This is a genomic window from Gordonia sp. 852002-50395_SCH5434458 (assembly GCF_001665905.1).
Lineage (GTDB): Bacteria > Actinomycetota > Actinomycetes > Mycobacteriales > Mycobacteriaceae > Gordonia > Gordonia jacobaea.
The window spans coordinates 1-16,432 of sequence record NZ_LZTC01000016.1; the positions used below are offsets into that span (position 1 = coordinate 1).

Annotated in this window: 16 protein-coding genes; 10 read left to right on the forward strand and 6 right to left on the reverse strand. The window is 67.4% G+C overall.

Annotated features, from left to right (window positions below):
* Positions 1 to 18: 18 nt before the first annotated feature.
* Positions 19 to 1,836, reverse strand: a complete 1,818-nt coding sequence (locus A5785_RS03050) for an AMP-dependent synthetase/ligase (protein ID WP_064864558.1) — start codon at positions 1,834 to 1,836, stop codon at positions 19 to 21.
* Between the two features lie 147 nt (positions 1,837 to 1,983).
* Here A5785_RS03050 and A5785_RS03055 point away from each other — a divergent pair, with 147 nt between their 5' ends.
* The 6 genes from A5785_RS03055 to A5785_RS03080 all read left to right on the forward strand — a co-directional run bounded on the left by A5785_RS03055 (position 1,984) and on the right by A5785_RS03080 (position 6,481).
* Positions 1,984 to 2,391 (forward strand): hypothetical protein, encoded by a 408-nt coding sequence (locus A5785_RS03055; protein ID WP_197494507.1) that lies wholly within the window; start codon positions 1,984 to 1,986, stop codon positions 2,389 to 2,391.
* A complete protein-coding gene (locus A5785_RS03060) occupies positions 2,391 to 2,828 on the forward strand; it encodes an SRPBCC family protein (RefSeq protein WP_049698253.1) in 438 nt (145 codons plus the stop codon). Before A5785_RS03055 ends, A5785_RS03060 begins: the two co-directional genes overlap by 1 nt.
* Positions 2,829 to 2,842: 14 nt before the next feature.
* A complete protein-coding gene (locus A5785_RS03065) occupies positions 2,843 to 4,030 on the forward strand; it encodes an ArsA-related P-loop ATPase (RefSeq protein ID WP_064864515.1) in 1,188 nt (395 codons plus the stop codon).
* Between the two features lie 79 nt (positions 4,031 to 4,109).
* Positions 4,110 to 4,586, forward strand: a complete 477-nt coding sequence (locus tag A5785_RS03070) for a hypothetical protein (protein WP_064864516.1) — start codon at positions 4,110 to 4,112, stop codon at positions 4,584 to 4,586.
* Between the two features lie 16 nt (positions 4,587 to 4,602).
* Positions 4,603 to 5,598 carry an ROK family protein gene (locus A5785_RS03075; protein ID WP_049698251.1) on the forward strand — a complete coding sequence of 332 codons (996 nt, stop codon included), beginning with the start codon at positions 4,603 to 4,605 and terminating at the stop codon, positions 5,596 to 5,598.
* A 163-nt stretch (positions 5,599 to 5,761) separates the two neighbouring features.
* Complete coding sequence (locus A5785_RS03080) at positions 5,762 to 6,481, forward strand: lysophospholipid acyltransferase family protein (RefSeq protein ID WP_064864518.1); 720 nt, start codon at positions 5,762 to 5,764, stop codon at positions 6,479 to 6,481.
* 49 nt (positions 6,482 to 6,530) lie between these two features.
* Here the strand turns inward: A5785_RS03080 and A5785_RS03085 are convergent, their stop codons facing one another.
* Positions 6,531 to 7,868, reverse strand: a complete 1,338-nt coding sequence (locus A5785_RS03085) for a glycosyltransferase 87 family protein (protein ID WP_064864519.1) — start codon at positions 7,866 to 7,868, stop codon at positions 6,531 to 6,533.
* 86 nt (positions 7,869 to 7,954) lie between these two features.
* On the opposite strand from A5785_RS03085, the gene A5785_RS03090 reads away from it, so the two are divergent.
* Complete coding sequence (locus A5785_RS03090; RefSeq protein WP_064861964.1) at positions 7,955 to 8,446, forward strand: polyadenylate-specific 3'-exoribonuclease AS; 492 nt, start codon at positions 7,955 to 7,957, stop codon at positions 8,444 to 8,446.
* Between the two features lie 61 nt (positions 8,447 to 8,507).
* The gene (locus A5785_RS03095; protein ID WP_064861952.1) at positions 8,508 to 9,926 is read left to right on the forward strand and encodes a class II 3-deoxy-7-phosphoheptulonate synthase; all 1,419 of its coding nucleotides are present in this window, start codon (positions 8,508 to 8,510) and stop codon (positions 9,924 to 9,926) included.
* A gap of 21 nt (positions 9,927 to 9,947) precedes the next feature.
* Here A5785_RS03095 and A5785_RS03100 read toward each other — a convergent pair whose 3' ends face one another.
* On the reverse strand, positions 9,948 to 11,153 hold the full coding sequence (locus A5785_RS03100) for a protein kinase domain-containing protein (RefSeq protein ID WP_064864560.1): 1,206 nt from the start codon (positions 11,151 to 11,153) through the stop codon (positions 9,948 to 9,950).
* A 132-nt stretch (positions 11,154 to 11,285) separates the two neighbouring features.
* On the opposite strand from A5785_RS03100, the gene A5785_RS03105 reads away from it, so the two are divergent.
* Positions 11,286 to 11,651 (forward strand): Rv2175c family DNA-binding protein, encoded by a 366-nt coding sequence (locus A5785_RS03105; RefSeq protein WP_064864524.1) that lies wholly within the window; start codon positions 11,286 to 11,288, stop codon positions 11,649 to 11,651.
* Here the strand turns inward: A5785_RS03105 and A5785_RS03110 are convergent.
* The gene (locus tag A5785_RS03110; protein ID WP_064864562.1) at positions 11,620 to 13,137 is read right to left on the reverse strand and encodes an alpha-(1->6)-mannopyranosyltransferase A; all 1,518 of its coding nucleotides are present in this window, start codon (positions 13,135 to 13,137) and stop codon (positions 11,620 to 11,622) included. The two genes, A5785_RS03105 and A5785_RS03110, sit on opposite strands and share 32 nt — an antisense overlap.
* Positions 13,138 to 13,157: 20 nt before the next feature.
* Entirely contained in the window at positions 13,158 to 14,309 is a 1,152-nt protein-coding gene (locus A5785_RS03115; RefSeq protein ID WP_064864526.1) for a polyprenyl synthetase family protein, read from the reverse strand.
* Between A5785_RS03115 and A5785_RS03120 the strand changes: the two genes are divergently transcribed.
* On the forward strand, positions 14,310 to 15,296 hold the full coding sequence (locus tag A5785_RS03120) for a methylenetetrahydrofolate reductase (RefSeq protein WP_064864528.1): 987 nt from the start codon (positions 14,310 to 14,312) through the stop codon (positions 15,294 to 15,296).
* Positions 15,297 to 15,332: 36 nt separating this feature from the next.
* Here A5785_RS03120 and A5785_RS03125 read toward each other — a convergent pair whose 3' ends face one another.
* On the reverse strand, positions 15,333 to 16,328 hold the full coding sequence (locus A5785_RS03125) for an LppM family (lipo)protein (RefSeq protein WP_442902836.1): 996 nt from the start codon (positions 16,326 to 16,328) through the stop codon (positions 15,333 to 15,335).
* Positions 16,329 to 16,432: the final 104 nt, after the last annotated feature.

Sequence of the window (16,432 nt, forward strand, 5' to 3'; positions counted from 1 at the left end):
ATGCGATCGTCGGCAGCGTCAGATGTGTATAATCGACTTGGTGTAGAGCGCGTCGATGTCGTCGGCGAATTTGTCGACGACCACGTTGCGCTTGACCTTCAGCGTCGGAGTCATCTCGCCGGTCTCCTCGGAGAAGTCGGACGGCAGGATGCGGAACTTCTTGATCGCCTCTGCGTGCGAGACTGTCTTGTTCGCCTCGTCGACGGCGGCTTGAACTTCGGCGCGCAGCTTGGGGTCGTTGATGAGGGATGAGACGTCGGCGTCGGACGGGAGGCCCATCCGCTCCTTCCAACCGGGGAAGGCCTCGGGGTCGATGGTGATGAGCGCCGAGATGAACGGCTTCTGATCGCCGACGACGACTGCCTGTGACACCAGCGGGGCGGAGCGCAGTACGTCCTCGAGACCTGACGGCGAGACGTTCTTGCCGCCGGCGGTCACGATCAGTTCCTTCTTACGGCCGGTGATGGTGATGAAGCCCTCGGAATCGATGTTGCCGAGGTCGCCGGTGTGGAACCAGCCGTCTTCGAGCGCCTGTGCCGTGGCGTCCGGGTTGTTCCAATAGCCGTGGAAGACCACGCCGCCGCTCAGCAGCACCTCGCCGTCCTCGCCGATGCGAACGGTGTTGCCCGCCACGGGCTTTCCGACGGTCCCGATCTTGATCTCACCCGGGGTGTTCACGCTGAACGCCGCGGTGGTCTCGGTCAGTCCGTATCCCTCGTAGACGGGGATACCGACTCCGTTGAAGAAGTGCCCGAGCATTGCACCGAGCGGCGCGCCACCGGAGATGGCGAGCTCGCACTGCCCACCGAGCGCCGTGCGCAGCTTGCTGTACACAAGGCGGTCGAAGACGGCGTGCTTCACCTTGAGCAGTAGCGGGACACTGCCCTTCTCCGACTTCTCCGAGTACTCGATCGCGGTGGCGCTCGCGGCGTCGAAGATCTTGCCCTTGCCGCCGTCGGCAGCCGATTGGCGGGCCGAGTTGTACACCTTCTCGAAGACACGGGGGACCGAGAGAATCAGCGACGGCTTGAACTGCCCGAAAGTGGCGACGATGTTCTTGGTGTCGCCGGTGAAACCGACCTCGACCCGCGCCTCGATAGCGACGAGGGTGATCGCGTGCGCAAGGACGTGCGCGAGAGGCAGGAACATCAGCAGTCGCTTGCCCGGCGCGAGCAGGGTGCTCAGGTTGCCCTGCAGAACACCGCGGATCTCCGAGAGCATGTTGGAGTGCGTCAGCTCGCACCCCTTGGGGCGGCCGGTGGTTCCCGAGGTGTAGATGAGCGTCGCCGGGTCGCTCGACTTGAGAGATGCACGCCGCTTGGCGATCTCGTCGTCGGAGACGTCCTTGCCCGCCTCGATGAGGAGTTCGACGGCACCGGGGCCGGCCTTCGGATCGATCTGGAACACCTGGACGGCTGTGGGCAGATCGCCGACCGCCTCGAACTCTGCGCGATGTCCGTCGTCTTCGACGATGATGGCGGAGGCGCCGGAATCCCGCATGATCCAGTCGATCTGACCCGACGACGACGAGTCATAGATCGGAACGGTCGTCGCGCCTGCGCACCAGATTGCGAAATCCAAGAGGATCCACTCGAGGCGCGTGCGGGACAGGACCGCGACGCGGTCGCCGGGAGCCACACCGGAGGCGATCAAGCCCTTGGCGATGGCCGTGATCTGCTTGACGGCGTCGTCTGCCCGCACCGGAAGCCACTCGCCGCCTTCCTCGCGCCGAAACACCGTCGAGGCGGGAGTGCGCTCGGCGAGACCGAACAAGATGTCAGTACAGTTCTCGTCCTCCTCGATCGTGAAATCGGCGGGGACGCTGTACTCATTCATCGCGGCACTCATTTGTTAATCGACGACCTTTCGCCATCGTTGGCATCAGACACTCGCGGTCAATCGTATCCCCGGACTTTTGGCCACCCACAACCGCGCCGGAGTTGTGTCACGTATGAGGGGTCTATCCGCTCCCGTCGCGAGTATGTGAAGCTAAGAGGCGTGACGAGCATTCAGGTGGCGGATGAGACATTCGTCGCTGCGGCACCCGAGTTGGTGGCTGCCGTGGTGGGTGATCGCGGACGATGGCGATCCTGGTGGCCCGATCTGCGCATAGAGGTGGCCGAGGATCGCGGTGCCGCGGGTATGCGCTGGCGGGTCGACGGTCCGGTGAGAGGAACGATGGAATTCTGGTGCGAGCCGGTGCTCGACGGGTTCGTACTGCACTATTTCCTTCATGCAGAACCCACCGGTGATTCGGCAGGAGCCGACGTGGCCGGCCTCAACCATCGTTACCGCGTGATCGGGAAACGGGTGACGTTCGAGATCAAGGATCTTCTCGAATCGGGCCGCGCCCCAGGCGATCCCGCGATCAGTGAAAGCGTGGCGAGCTGATGGCCGACCATACCGAGCGTTCGATCGTCATCAACGCCGACGCCGCCGAGGTGATGGCTGTCATTTCCGACTTCGAGCACTACCCGGAGTGGGTCACCGCGGCGCGGGAGGTCGAGGTCACCGAACGCGACTCGGCGGGCAGGGCGTCGGAGGTGCGCTTCCTACTCGACGCCGGCGTGCTCCAGGACACCTACGTGCTGCGCTACACGTGGGGTGCAGGCGGCGACGAGGTCTCGTGGGTTCTGGTGTCGAGTGATCTGCAGAAGGATCAGCGTGGCCGGTACGTGCTCAGCCGACAGGTCCCCGGCTCGACCAAGGTCACCTACGAGTTGATGGTCGACCTGCAGGTTCCGATGATCGGGCAGCTCAAGCGGCGTGCCGAGAAAGCGATCACCGACGCCGCGCTCAACGATCTGAAGAAGAGGGTCGAAGGCTGATCGACCTGACGCCTATTCACACCGTCTTCGGTCCGGGGGGATCCGGGGTGACCGCGGTCGCGGCCGCGGGCGCGGTCAGCCGACCCCGCGCGCGCAGGCCCGAGGTGCGCTCACCGCTCGCCGCCGATCGGCACACCCTCCTGGTCACGGTCGACCGCTGCTCGCCGGTCCCCGACATTCTCGGTGTGTTCCGCTCGCCCAACGACGTCGTCGCGGTGTCGTCGCATCTGCACCTGCTCTGCCTCGAGCGGCTCACGTCGGCCACGACGTCGTGGGCGCTGTTCGCCGAACTCCTCGCCGACACCGTGCGACGCTCCAAGATCACACTGCCCTTCGTCGACACCCTCGCAGGCATCGACCAGGCGGAGGTGACATCGCTGCCCGGCGTCGAGGATGCCTTGTTGCTGCGGCGGATTCGCGACGAGGCGGTCAGCGGTCAGTGGCAGCGCATCGTCGTCGACCTGTCCGGAGTGGGGGATCCGTACCAATTGCTCGATGCGCCGTCGACGCTTCGGCACTCTCTCGACCGGCTATGGCCGAGGCATCGCAGGCTCGCGGCCGCGGCCGACCGTCCGGCGGTCGCACAACTGACCACCGCGGTCGACACCATCGACCGGGACTGCGCCGACGTCGCCGAGCTACTGCGTGACGCGGACACCACAGCGGCACACCTCGTGGTCGGCAGCGGGCATCGCGGAGCCCGATTGTTGCCGCATCAGCTCGCGTCCATCGACCTGCTCGGACTCCCGCTGCGCACCATCTACCTCGACGACGCCACCGCCGAATCGGGCCGTCGGGAGCTCGTGCCCGACGAAATCGACATCGCGCCCGGCGTCGACATTCGTGGTGTCGCGGCGCTCGACACGCCGCTGGACCGGCCGGCACGACTGAAGAAGCTCGGGGTGACGCTGCTCGCGCCGTCGGGTCGCGCGCACGGCTCGTCGGCGCTGTCGGTTGTCGGCGACGAGGCGGACGGCCTCGACACCACGTACGAATTGTCCTGGCCGCAAACGCTTCCCGACCCCGGTCGGTTCATGCTCGGACGCTCGGGCGACGACCTCCTCGTCACCGTCGACGGTCTGCGCCACTGCCTGCCGTTGCCTTCTGTGCTGCGGCGATGCGTCGTCGACGACGCCGACTGGGATGGCCAACAGGTGCGCATCCGGTTCCGTCCCGACCCAGCGGTATGGCCTCGACGGTGAGGTTGCGGGTAGCGTTTCGGTGCACATGTCCCCGGGCGAGTACCGGGGCCCGCCACCAGCAAAGGACCAGCCGCCCGACATGAGCAGCGACGACCGTGGCAATCCGTCGGGGGGACGGGAGACGCCAGGAGACCGCGACGACGCGTTCACCGGAGACCCCGTCGGTGACCCTGTCCGCGACTTCGTCCTGGGCATCGCAGCGCAGATCGACCAGCTCGCCGCCATCATCGGCGGAGGAGGGCAGTCGACGTCGACCGGGGCAGCCCGGGGGACGGGCGCGCGCCACCAGGCATTCGGCGACGTCGCGGGCGAGATCAGTTCACTCGTCGCCGAGATCGGCGACCTCATCTCCCGGCTGATAGCCGCACTCATCGCGGTGCTGGAGGCCGTGGCGAACGCGCTACGCGCGACTCCGGCCGCGCACACCCCGCCGACCGCGCAGTACCAACCGATCGCGGTCCGTATCGGCACGTCGACGCCACACCGGGCGACGCGCGAGCACGGCGCCGATCCCTTCGTTGACCGCAGGCATCTCGATGGCGACACCCAGACGTGATGAGAACTGAGAAGTAATGGGCGAGTTGACGATCGGCATCGACATCGGCGGCACGAGTGTGCGCGCCTCCGTGGTCGACGAACGTGGACGGATGCTCGACACCCTGCGGGCCGCGACGCCGGGCACGGCGCTGGCCCTCGAGCACTGCCTCGATCGGCTCGTCGGCGAACTCACCTCACGGTGGGCGGCGCGCGCCGTCGGCCTCGCGGTGGCAGGCTTTCTGACCCCCGATCGGCAGGTCGTCCGGTTCGCGCCACACCTGCCGTGGCGTGAGGCACGTGTCGCAGAAGAGATGAGTGCGCGCATCGGTCTGCCCGTGGTCACAGAGCACGACGCCAACGCCGCGGCCGTCGCCGAGTTCCGATTCGGCGCCGCGGCGCGCGGACACAACTCGCTGGTCTTGGCCATCGGGACGGGTATCGGTGCCGGACTGCTCATCGAGGGCGAGATCTATCGCGGCAGTTTCGGTGTAGCCCCGGAGCTCGGACATCTGACGGTCGTCCCCGACGGTCGGCCGTGCTCATGCGGCAAGCGCGGATGCTGGGAAAGATATTGCAGCGGAACGGCTTTGGTCGACACCGTCGTCGAATTGCTTGCCGACGGCGATTGGGGGAGAAGCCAGCTCGCCGCCGACGTCGCAGCCGATCCCGGGTCGCTGACGGGGCGTCGTGTCGCGGGTGCCGCCGCCGACGGTGACGCGGTCGCGATCGCCGCGTTCGCCGCTTTCGCGGCGTCACTCGGTCAGGGGCTGGCGATGATCGCCGACATCTTCGACCCCGACCTGATCGTGCTCGCAGGCGGCGTCGGCGCGGCGTCGGGACTGTTCCTCGACGAGGCGCGTGAGCACTACGCCAGATTGATCACCGGTTCGGGGCACCGGCAGCTCGCGCGGATTCGAGGCACCCAGCTCGGCGAGAGCGCGGGCGTCATCGGCGCCGCAGAGGTGGCGCGCGCGGCACTACGGTCCGAAGGTCTGGCGCTCGGCGACGCAGGGTGGTCGACGGCACACTGAGAGCACGCCCTATGGCCCACGCGGGTCTGGGCGCTTGAGTAGAGTCATCTCACAACGTCCCGTCGGCTCACCGGGAAACTCGCCCCTCTTCGAGTTCTCTCGGTGCTCAGTCCGACGACGACTTCACCAAGTGGCGACGCGGCGATGATGGAGTGAGTCTAAAATGTGGTACTACCTGTTCAAGTACGTTCTCCTCGGACCGCTCCTGCGGGTGCTCGGCCGTCCTGAGGTCGAAGGCCTCGAGAACCTCCCCGAACGCGGACCGGCGATTCTCGCCAGCAACCACCTCGCCGTGATGGACAGCTTCTTCCTGCCGCTGATGGTGCCGCGTCGAATCTACTTCCTCGCCAAGGCGGAGTACTTCAACGGCACCGGTATCAAGGGTCGCTTCCAGGCGTGGTTCTACACCGCCGTCGGTCAGATCCCGATCGACCGGACCGGTGCGGAGGCGGCCGCCGATGCGCTCAAGGCCGCGCGGCGCCAGCTCGAGACAGGCAACCTGATGGGCATGTACCCGGAAGGCACCAGGTCGCCCGACGGCAACCTCTACAAGGGCAAGACGGGACTCGCCCGAGTCGCGCTCGACACCGGGGTGCCGGTGATCCCCGTCGCCATGATCGGCACCAACACCTTCAACCCGCCCGGAACCGTGCTGCCGCGCCCGACCAGGGTCAAGGTGAAGATCGGCAAGCCGCTGAACTTCGCCCGCTACGAGGGCATGCAGGGCAACCGCTTCATCGAGCGTGCCGTGACCGACGAGATCATGTACGAGCTGATGCAGCTCTCGGGTCAGCAGTACGTCGACATCTACGCCGCCTCGCTCAAGGAGCCGAAGCCCGACGTGCAGGAGCCCGCACAGTCGGGCGAGGCCTCGGCCGCCTGACTCACATCGGCCGTCAGTTCGGGCGCCGGCGCCGCGCGGGAATCACCGCTCAGGCAGATCGGATCTCGGCGAGCGGCTGATCGGCTGCTCGTGTGGCGGCCGGCGCGGGGGAGAACGGAAGCAGCCAGATCACGACCAAAGCGGCGATTCCCCACAGCGAGAACGCGTTTCCGACGATGTGGTCGAATACGGTCCAGTGTCGGGCAACCATCGGCAGGAACTGGTACGGGCCGACGGCGAAGATCAGGATGCCGCTGACGGCGATCGCGTTGTAGGCCACGTACGCGCGCCGCGAGTCGGTGCGCGCGGCCACCACAAGGCTCGTCAGGATCAGCGGAATCGACCACACCCAGTGGTGTGCCCACGATGTCGGTGAGACGAGAAGTCCCCAGACCGCGACGACGCAGGTCGCCAGGAGGGCGTTGACGCGTCCGGTCCGACCCGCGCCCCGGCCGAAAGCCGCGACGGGCTTGCATGCGAACAACGCGGCGCCCGCCAGTGCCGTTGCGACGAGTGAACTGAGCACCCACGCGAGCTGTGCGGCGCTCGCCTCGGGGAGGAGCCGAATCCACATCGCGTTGAGGTTCTGGTTGATCCGGCCCGATGGATCACCGATGCGCGTGGTGTGGAACAAGGTGTGTGTCCAGTACCCCCACGAATCCGACGGCATCCAGATCCATGCCAGGGCGGCTGCGGCGACGAACGTCGCGGCGGCCGTGACGACCGCCCGCCAGCGTCGAGCCGATGCGAACAGCACGATGAAGACGAGCGGGGTCAGCTTGATCGCCGCCGCGAGTCCCACCAGAACACCCTGCAGAGGCCCGAGCGCGCGGCGACGCCCCCGTCCGACGAGGAAGACGTCGACGACGATCATCGCCATGAGGATCACGTTGATCTGACCGAAGCCGAGCGTCATCCACATCGGATTGAGCCACAGCGCGGCAGTGGAGACCAGAAGAGCGAGCCACCACCGGTTGCCGATGCGCCCGACGGAGAGCACCGTCAGCACGATGTGCACGACGACGACGAGGAGTCCGATCGTGATCAGTGACATCACGACACCCGCGATGGTGAGCGTCATTGCGCCCAGCGGTACGAAGGCCATCGCGGCGAACGGCGGGTAGGTGAACGGCAGCCAGATGCCGTCGCTGGTGAACGGCATCGAGCCGTCGGCGTAGAGACTCTGGCCCTGCTGCCAGATCTGTGCCCCGAGCCGGTAGACGTCGAGATCGATACGCGTTCTGGTACCGAAACTGCTGGTGAAAGGCACACCGATCATCTGGAGTAGCGACGACGCCGCGAATGCGACGACGATGAGCGCGCGCGCCCACCGCGTCGGAACCCACCGACGGAGCCGGGCGTCCGCGGCGCTGCAGAATGTGGGCATCGATGGCCTTTGTGTAGGCCCCGCGTCGGGGGCATGTGGGTCGGTCGGGTGTCGGTGTGCGCGTTCGGTGGCGAATACTTGGCGGTATGCGTTTCTTCTACGACTCGGAGTTTATCGAGGACGGCCGCACGATCGATCTCGTATCGATCGGTGTCGTCGCAGAGGACGGTCGTGAATATTATGCGGTGTCGACCGAATTCGATCCCGGGCGCGCCGGTAGTTGGGTGCGCGCCAACGTCCTGCCCAAGCTTCCGTCCCCCTCCTCGCCGCTGTGGCGGTCGCGGGCGCAGATCCGCGAAGGCCTGCTGGAGTTCCTGACGGAAAAAGGCAACGACATCGAGTTGTGGGCGTGGGTGGGTGCCTATGACCACGTCGTTCTGTGTCAGTTGTGGGGGCCGATGACCGAGCTGCCCCGCGCTGTTCCGCGTTTCACGCGTGAGCTCAAACAGCACTGGGAGGCTGCCGGTCGGCCGCCTCTGCCGTCCGCGCCCGACGACGCTCACGACGCCCTCAGTGATGCTCGACACAACCTGCGCAAGTGGGAGGCCATCGAGCGTGCCGGCGGTGTGCGTGCGTGAGCCCGGCTAGCCGACGGGGCCGACCTGCGGGGGCGTCGTCGGCGCCTATTACGCTGGAGGGGTGGTGAACTGGACCGTAGACGTTCCGATCGACGAACTTCCCGAACTGCCCCCGCTTCCCGGCGACCTGCAGGCGCGCTTTGCCGACGCCATGAGCAGGCCGGCACTCCAGCAGCCGAGCTGGGATCCCGAGGACGCCCACCGGATGCGTACGGTGCTCGAGAGTGTGCCGCCGATCTGCATGCCGGCAGAGGTCGAGGCGCTGTCGTCGCAGCTCGCCGATGTCGCTGAGGGCCGCGCCTTTCTGCTGCAGGGCGGCGACTGCGCGGAGACGTTCGCCGACAACACCGAACCGCACATCAAGGGCAACATCCGCACGTTGCTGCAGATGGCCGTTGTACTGACCTACGGCGCGAGCCTGCCGGTCGTGAAGGTGGCCCGCATCGCCGGGCAGTACGCCAAGCCACGCTCGGCCGACGTCGACGCGCTCGGCCTGACGTCGTACCGCGGCGACATGGTCAACGGATTCCCGCCCGTCGAGGCGGCACGAGTGCACGATCCGTCCCGCCTGGTCCGCGCGTACGCCAACGCGTCGGCAGCGATGAACCTGGTGCGCGCACTGACCGGTGCCGAAGCCGACCTGCGTCGTGTCCACGATTGGAATCGCGAGTTCGTCCGGACGTCACCCGCCGGCGCGCGGTATGAGGCCCTCGCAGGCGAGATCGACCGCGGCCTGAAGTTCATGGACGCCTGCGGCGTCACCGATTCGAGCCTGAAGTCCGCCGCGATCTTCGCCTCACACGAAGCGCTCGTGCTCGACTACGAGCGCGCGATGCTGCGCCTGGCCGACAATCCCGACCTCGACGGTTCCGGCAATGCGTCCGAACTCGACGAGAAGGTGCTCTACGACCTTTCGGCGCACTTCCTCTGGATCGGCGAGCGCACCCGCCAACTCGACGGTGCGCACATCGCGTTCGCCGAGCTGATCCGTAACCCCATCGGGGTCAAGGTCGGACCGACGACGACGCCGGAGCAGGCCGTCGAATACGTCGAACGGCTCGACCCGCACAACCGTCCCGGACGGCTGACCTTCGTTGCCCGCATGGGCAACTCGAAGGTGCGCGAGGTGCTGCCGCCGATCGTGAGCGCGGTGGAGGCGACCGGCCACAAGGTGATCTGGCAGTCCGATCCGATGCACGGGAACACCCACACCTCGCCGACCGGGTACAAGACCAGGCACTTCGACCGCGTCGTCGACGAGGTGCAGGGCTTCTTCGAGGTCCATCACGCGCTCGGTACACACCCGGGTGGTATCCACATCGAGCTCACCGGAGAGAACGTGACCGAGTGTCTCGGTGGCGCACAGGACATCTCCGACGTCGACCTGGCGGGCCGATACGAGACCGCGTGCGATCCGCGGCTCAACACCCAGCAGTCGCTGGAACTGGCATTCCTCGTCGCGGAGATGTTGCGCGGCTGAGCATCTCGACGTCCTGAGCGGTCAGCCCACGATCAGCGCGCCGACCCACCAGCCGGCCGAGCCGACGCCTGCGGCCACCAGCAGGACGACGGTCAGCCAGATCAGCGCCTGCAACCTTCCGCGCCCCGGGTCGTGGGTGGGGGTGTCATCGGCCGGTCGATCGGGAATCACCGTGGGACGCTTGGTCGTCGCGGGTGGTGCTGTCGTCGGCTGCGGAGGCGCGACGAGCGACGCCGCGACCGGTTGCTGTGCCGTTGCGGGGACAGCGCGCGGCGCCACCGGGCGCGGCTGTGGGCGCGCCGCGGCGGCCTGTGCGGCGCGTATCCGGACCATCGTCTCCCGCTCGGCCGAGCGGCGCGGTGCGGGAACGGTGAAAGGCGGCAGGTCGAGATCGTCGGCGGCGGCGAGCAGCGCGTCGCGCATCTCGAAGGCGTCGACGTAGCGGTCGCGCGGCCGACGTTCGGTGGCGCGCAGGATCACCTCGTCGATCTCCTCGGGCACGCCGTCGATGACGTCGCCGGGGGCCGGGACGTCGTAGGAGAGTCGTTGGTAGGCGAGTGCCAGTGGTGAGTCGCCGTGGAAAGGTGTTCTGCCGGTGAGTAATTCGAACATCATGACGCCCATGGAGTAGACGTCGCTCCTGGCGTCGGCGTCGGCGGACTCGACCTGCTCGGGCGACAGGTACGCCGCGGTGCCCAGGATGACGCTCGCCGAGGTGACACCCGCGTCCGCGACCGCGCGTACCAGGCCGAAGTCGGCGACCTTGACCTCGCCCGCATCGGAGATCAGGACGTTCTCGGGCTTGATGTCGCGATGGACGAGTCCTGCTCGGTGCGCGGTGCCGAGACCGCCGAGGACGGGATCGGCGACCGCGACGACGGCGTGCGGCGGCATGGGTCCCCGCTCGCGCAGCAACTCGCGCAGGCTCCCACCCTCGACGAGTTCCATCACGAGAAACGCGGTGCCGTCGTCGATGCCTTGGTCGTAGACCGCGACCAGGCCCGGATGTTTGAGGCCTGCGACCGCCCGCGCCTCGAACTCGAAGCGCCGCACGAATTGTGGGTCGCCCGAGTAGCGTCGATCCATCACCTTGACCGCGACGTCGCGACCCAACCGCAGATCGGCGCCGAGATAGACCGCCGACATCCCGCCGCGCGCGATGGGCGCGTCGAGACGATAGCGGTCCTCGAGGACCGCACCGAGCAGGGTGTCGGCCGGGCTGTTCACGACGTCGAATCTACCCGGCACCACCGACCGCGGGCCCATACCCGGACGCCGTGGCGTGTACCCGAATGACGAGTTGTGCACAGCGTGACAACCGCCTGTCGGCATGCGCGGCGAAACGGTAATCTCAGGCGGGTGAGTTCTCTGCCCCTCTCGACCGACACCCTCCCCGCCGACACCGCCACCTATTCACTCGACGACGTCGCTGCACGCCTGCATGTCTCGACGAACAAGGTGCGCAACCTCATCCGGGATCATCACCTGCTGGCGATCTCGCGTGACGGTCAGCCCGCGGTGCCGCGCGTGTTCTTCGACGACGAAGGCATCGCGAAACACTTCACCGGACTCGTCGACGTATTGTTCGACGGCGGCTACACACGCGACGAGATCATGGCGTGGCTGTTCACCGAACAGGACGACCTCGGCCTGACACCCGCAGACGCGCTGCACACCCACTCGGCCCGCGAAGTCATCCGTCGCGCGCAGGCACAGGCGTTCTGACACCCCACATCCGACGTCCGAGAGCGCCGATCCGCAGCGGATCTGGTCGCATCACCGACGCGGCCGCGAGGCCACCGAGCGCCAGCGCCAACAGTGTCTCGGGCAGTTTGTAGAACAAGATCGAGTCGTCGGGCTGGAAGACGATCAGCATGAACGTCGAGATGCCGACGACGAGTGCGCGCACCCACGTCGGCAGTGTGAACGCGACGGCCAGACACAGCACCCACGTGTAGTACCAGGGGAGCGTCGACGGTTCGAGGATCACGACGGCCAGCATGGCGAGCACGATGCCCGCCATCGCGTCTCGCTCGGAATGCCGCTGCCGCCACCACAACACGACGAGGATGACCGCGAGAAGCGCTTCGCCGATGAGCCGGGTGATCGGCAGAACGGTCTGCAGGTTGAGCGGAGTGAACGGCGCGGCGACGAGCGTCACGAGGTGGGCGACAACCGTCGGCAGCGTGAACCAGTTCACGATCCGATCCGCCCAGCCCAAACCAGTGAGCCAACCCAGGCCGAGCCCGACGAGCGCGGTCCACGCCGCGAACACCGCAACGGTGATGCCCACGATCGCGGCGAGCACGAGAGCCACGTCGCGCGCGCCCACCTGGCGCCGTTGTCGAATGTGCGCCAACCAGATCCACAGCACGAAGGGGACCGCGATCCCGGCGGTGATCTTGATCGAGACCGCACAGCCGAGCAGCACGAGCCCGCCGACGTGTCGCCCGGTGACGACCAACGCCATCCCCGCGGACAACACACCCATCATGAGTAGTTCGACGTGCGGTCCGCCCACCAGGTGGATCAGGACGAGTGGGTTGAACAGCACGAGCCACAGCCCGGCGGCGGCCGACGCCCCGAAGTGGCGGGCGAGTCGCGGAATTGCCCAGAGCGACAACAGGAGTCCCGGCAGCAGGGCCAGTCGCATGGCGAGCACACCCAGGATGACGTGATCACCGGTCACGGCGACGACAAGGTGTGTCACCCACACGAAGAGCGGACCGTAGGGCGCAGTGGTCGACGCCCAGACCTGCGCCATGCTGTCGACGAGTGGTCCCGGATTGTGAGCCGGGCCGTCGGCATATGGGGAGAAGCCCGCCCCGAACAGGGCGCCCTGGCCGAGGTAGGCGTAGACGTCGCGACTGTAGAGCGGCACGGTCACCATCAACGGTGCGGCCCACGCCAGCACCCACCTGCCCAGGTGGAGCCCGCTGTGATCACGCGTGCGGTCGCACAGGATGCGCCCAAGGCGTATCCATGCGATCACCATGAGCGTCACGCCGACCCAGAATGTGATGCCGCACAGCGATTTACCGTGTCCGTAGGTGAGCCAGCTCAGTCCGGTGTCGGTCAGTATCGGGTGGTTGCGGGGGATGTCTGCGATGCCGAAACCGCCGAGCGACACCATGATCGAGCCGATCAGACCGGCGATGAGAGTGCGCCGCGTCGTCGACGATCCGCGGTCCACACGCGCTTCTGCGGCCACCGTCACGTCGGTGCCCACGCTCAGGCGTCGCGATGCGCCATACGACGCGCGACGGCAACGAGGTCGGTGTACACGGCATCGTCGATGTCGGTGCTCTCGAGGGTGGTGACGGCGGAGTCGAGCAGCGTGTCGATCGTTCGCTCGACGTCGGCGACGGCGCCCACATCGGTCAGAATGCCGCGCGCAGTGGCCAATTCGTCTGCTGACAGTTCGGTGCCTATGACCGACCGCAACGTGTCGCCGAGTGCGGGATCGTCCGCGTCGGCGCGGGACAGTCCGAGCGCGAGAAGCGCTGTCCGCTTACCTGCGACGAGGTCATCGCCCGAAGGCTTGCCGGTTCGGACCGGATCACCGAACACACCGAGAAGGTCGTCCTGCAACTGGAACGCGATGCCGAGATCGTGGCCGACCGAACGTAGTTGGTCGACGAGTTCCTCGGAGGCACCCGCGGCGCGGGCACCGAGCTCGAGTGGACGCGCGACCGTGTACGCCGCCGTCTTGAACTCCATCACCCGATAGGCGGCCTCCGTCGATTCCTCGCCACTGACCTCGTTGACGATGTCGAGGACCTGACCGCCGAGGACCTCGGTACGCATGGCCGCCCATGTTGCGATCACTCCCGGTGGCAGGGGCGCGACCTGCGGGCCCGTCAGAGGCCTTCCCGCGGGCGACACGGTCGCCGGGACGTACCCGTGGACAAGGTCGTCGGCCCATGCGAGCGCGAAATCGCCTGCAAGAACAGCCGACGCGACGCCGTGTTCGGCCGCGTCGCCGCGCCATCCGGCGTCGCGATGGCCGCGCTCGAAGACCCGGTGCACCGTTGGTCTGCCGCGCCGCGTGTCGGAGGCGTCGATGATGTCGTCGTGAATGAGCGCGCACCCCTGCACAAGTTCGAGGGCGGCACTGATCCGCAGTGCGTCGGCGTCGGTGAGGCCGGTCGGGACACCGTTGGCGTCGCTGCGGCCCGCTTGCCACCCCGCGTACGCGAAGACGGGCCGGATGCGCTTGCCGCCCGACAGCACGAAATCGGCGACGACCTGCGCCGACGACCCGACGACCGGCGAAATGGCCGCGGCTGTTGACACAGCGGTACCGAGGAAGTCGCGCAGCACGGATTCGACTGCGCCGGGAACCTCGGCGAGGCGCGTGGGGACGGGAGCGGTCGAGGTCACGTGTCACAGGCTAGCCCGTACACTGGTCCGGTGAATTCATCCGCCCCGGTGCCGTCCGTCGTCGAACGTCTGTCTGCGCCGCATCCGGGACAGGTGCCCTTCTCCGTCGAGTTCCTTCCACCGAAAGATGCCGAGGGTGAAGCACGCCTGTGGCGTGCGGTGCGTGTCTTCGAGCGGCTCAATCCCGCGTTCGTGTCACTGACGTACGGCGCGGGTGGCAGCACCCGCGATCGCACCGTGCGCATCGCGGGGCAACTCGCGACCGAGACGACGCTGGTGCCGGTCGCCCATCTCACCGCGGTGAACCACTCGATCGCCGAACTGCGCTCGCTGGTCGGCGCGTACGCGGATAAGGGCATCACCAATATCCTTGCGCTGCGCGGTGATCCGCCCGGAGATCCGCTCGGTGAGTGGGTCAAGCATCCCGAGGGCGTCTCGTACGCCGAAGAACTCGTCGACCTGATCGGCGGACTCGGCCAGTTCCACGTCGGTGTGGCCTCCTTCCCCGAGGGCCACCACCGCGCTCCCGATCTCGACCACGACACCCGCGTACTGGTGAGCAAGCTCCGCGCGGGCGCCGAGTACTCGGTCACCCAACTGTTCTTCGACGTCGACTTCTACCTCCGCCTGCGCGACCGCGTCGCTGCTGCCGACGCCGAGCAGGGTGCCAAGCCGATCATCCCCGAGATCATGCCGATCACGTCGCTTGCCTCGGTCCGACGGATGGTCGAGCTGTCAGGCTCGGTCCTGCCCGAGAGCGTCGAGCGACGGTTGATCGCCGCCGCGGGTTCCGGTGAACAGGAAGACAGGGCAGCGGTGCGCGCGGTCGGAATCGACATCGCCACCGAGATGTCGCAACGTCTCATCGCTGAGGGCGTCCCCGGGCTGCACTTCATCAGCCTCAACTTTGCCAAGGCCACCTGCGAGGTACTCGACCGGCTTGGCGTCGACACCTCCGACGCCCTGCCGCTCGTCTCGTCGAACTAACCGGCGCCAGCCGGCGCAACTGCCCCGCTGGGAGGCCTAGCCAGCGGAGCCTGTGCTCTTCGGCTTGTCGCCACCCGACGGCGTCGTCGCGGATTCTGCGTGCGCGGCGGGTGCGGCCGTCGAAGGCTGGGCGCCTGCCTTCGGTGTTGCTGCCTTCGGTGCCGTTGCCTTTTGGACGGGTGCGCTTCGACGCACCGGCCGCGGCCGCCCGGGGCGAGGGCTCGTGTCGCGGTGCGAGTACGCCAACCAGATGACGAGCGCGACGACGAGCAGGCACACGATCACGAGGAGCCACGTCCATCCGGTGAACGCCGCGGTCGCGGGGTCGGGGTATGTCGCATCGGCGATGAACTCGGTGACCTTGCCCGGTTCGGGTGTCCACGTGACCGAGGTCTCCGAATCCTGCTTCGCGACGTTGCTCGCGGTGATCGGACCAGCGAACGCCAGGGTGAACTTGAGGTAATCGCGTTCCTCGAGTCCGTTGAGATCTGCACTGCCGCGGAAGCGCACGACGTCGCCGCTGCGCTTGGCGTTCAGCTCCATCGTCATCGACGTGTCGCCGAACGCGTTGGCGACGATGTCGCCGAGCTGACTGAGCTGACCGGCGGTCAGATCGGAGAACGTCGCCCTGGTACCGACCCGGCTCGCGCCCTGCCCTGTGGTCCCCGGCTGTGTCCCGGTCGACGGTGCGCCTGCGGATGGGGCGCTTGCGGACGGGGCGCCCGGAGACGGTGAAGCCGACGGGTTCGCCGAGTCGCCCCCACCCGTGTTGGGGCCTTCGCGGTAGTCGGAGGTCGACACGTTGTTGCGCATCGATTCGGGAATGTCGAGTCGTGGCGCGCCGCTGGGATTGTCCGGCGAGGTGGCGACGATGACCGTGCCGGCATACCGGTCGCCGACGGTGGTCGAGCGGGTCAGACACCCCGACAGCAGAGGAATGGCCGTGAGCAGGATCAACACCGACGCGACCGCGGTTCGCGCGGAACGTCTGCGCGTCGGATCGGTCGGGCGTCGCGTGGTAGCCGGTTGCACGTGCTCATCGTGCCAGAAGGGCACCGTCGCCTCGCACACCCTGCGGCGTGTGTCAGGCGGGGAGTGTCGGATGGGGAGTGTCGGATGCGGAGTGCCGGATGAGG

What these genes read in the sequence shown, in the direction of transcription:
- A5785_RS03050 (WP_064864558.1), bottom strand. Translation starts at nt 1,836, where the DNA reads ATGAATGAGTACAGCGTCCCCGCCGATTTCACGATCGAGGAGGACGAG.
- A5785_RS03085 (WP_064864519.1), bottom strand. Translation starts at nt 7,868, where the DNA reads ATGCCCACATTCTGCAGCGCCGCGGACGCCCGGCTCCGTCGGTGGGTT.
- A5785_RS03075 (WP_049698251.1), top strand. Translation starts at nt 4,603, where the DNA reads ATGGGCGAGTTGACGATCGGCATCGACATCGGCGGCACGAGTGTGCGC.
- A5785_RS03070 (WP_064864516.1), top strand. Translation starts at nt 4,110, where the DNA reads ATGAGCAGCGACGACCGTGGCAATCCGTCGGGGGGACGGGAGACGCCA.
- A5785_RS03060 (WP_049698253.1), top strand. Translation starts at nt 2,391, where the DNA reads ATGGCCGACCATACCGAGCGTTCGATCGTCATCAACGCCGACGCCGCC.
- A5785_RS03090 (WP_064861964.1), top strand. Translation starts at nt 7,955, where the DNA reads ATGCGTTTCTTCTACGACTCGGAGTTTATCGAGGACGGCCGCACGATC.
- A5785_RS03080 (WP_064864518.1), top strand. Translation starts at nt 5,762, where the DNA reads ATGTGGTACTACCTGTTCAAGTACGTTCTCCTCGGACCGCTCCTGCGG.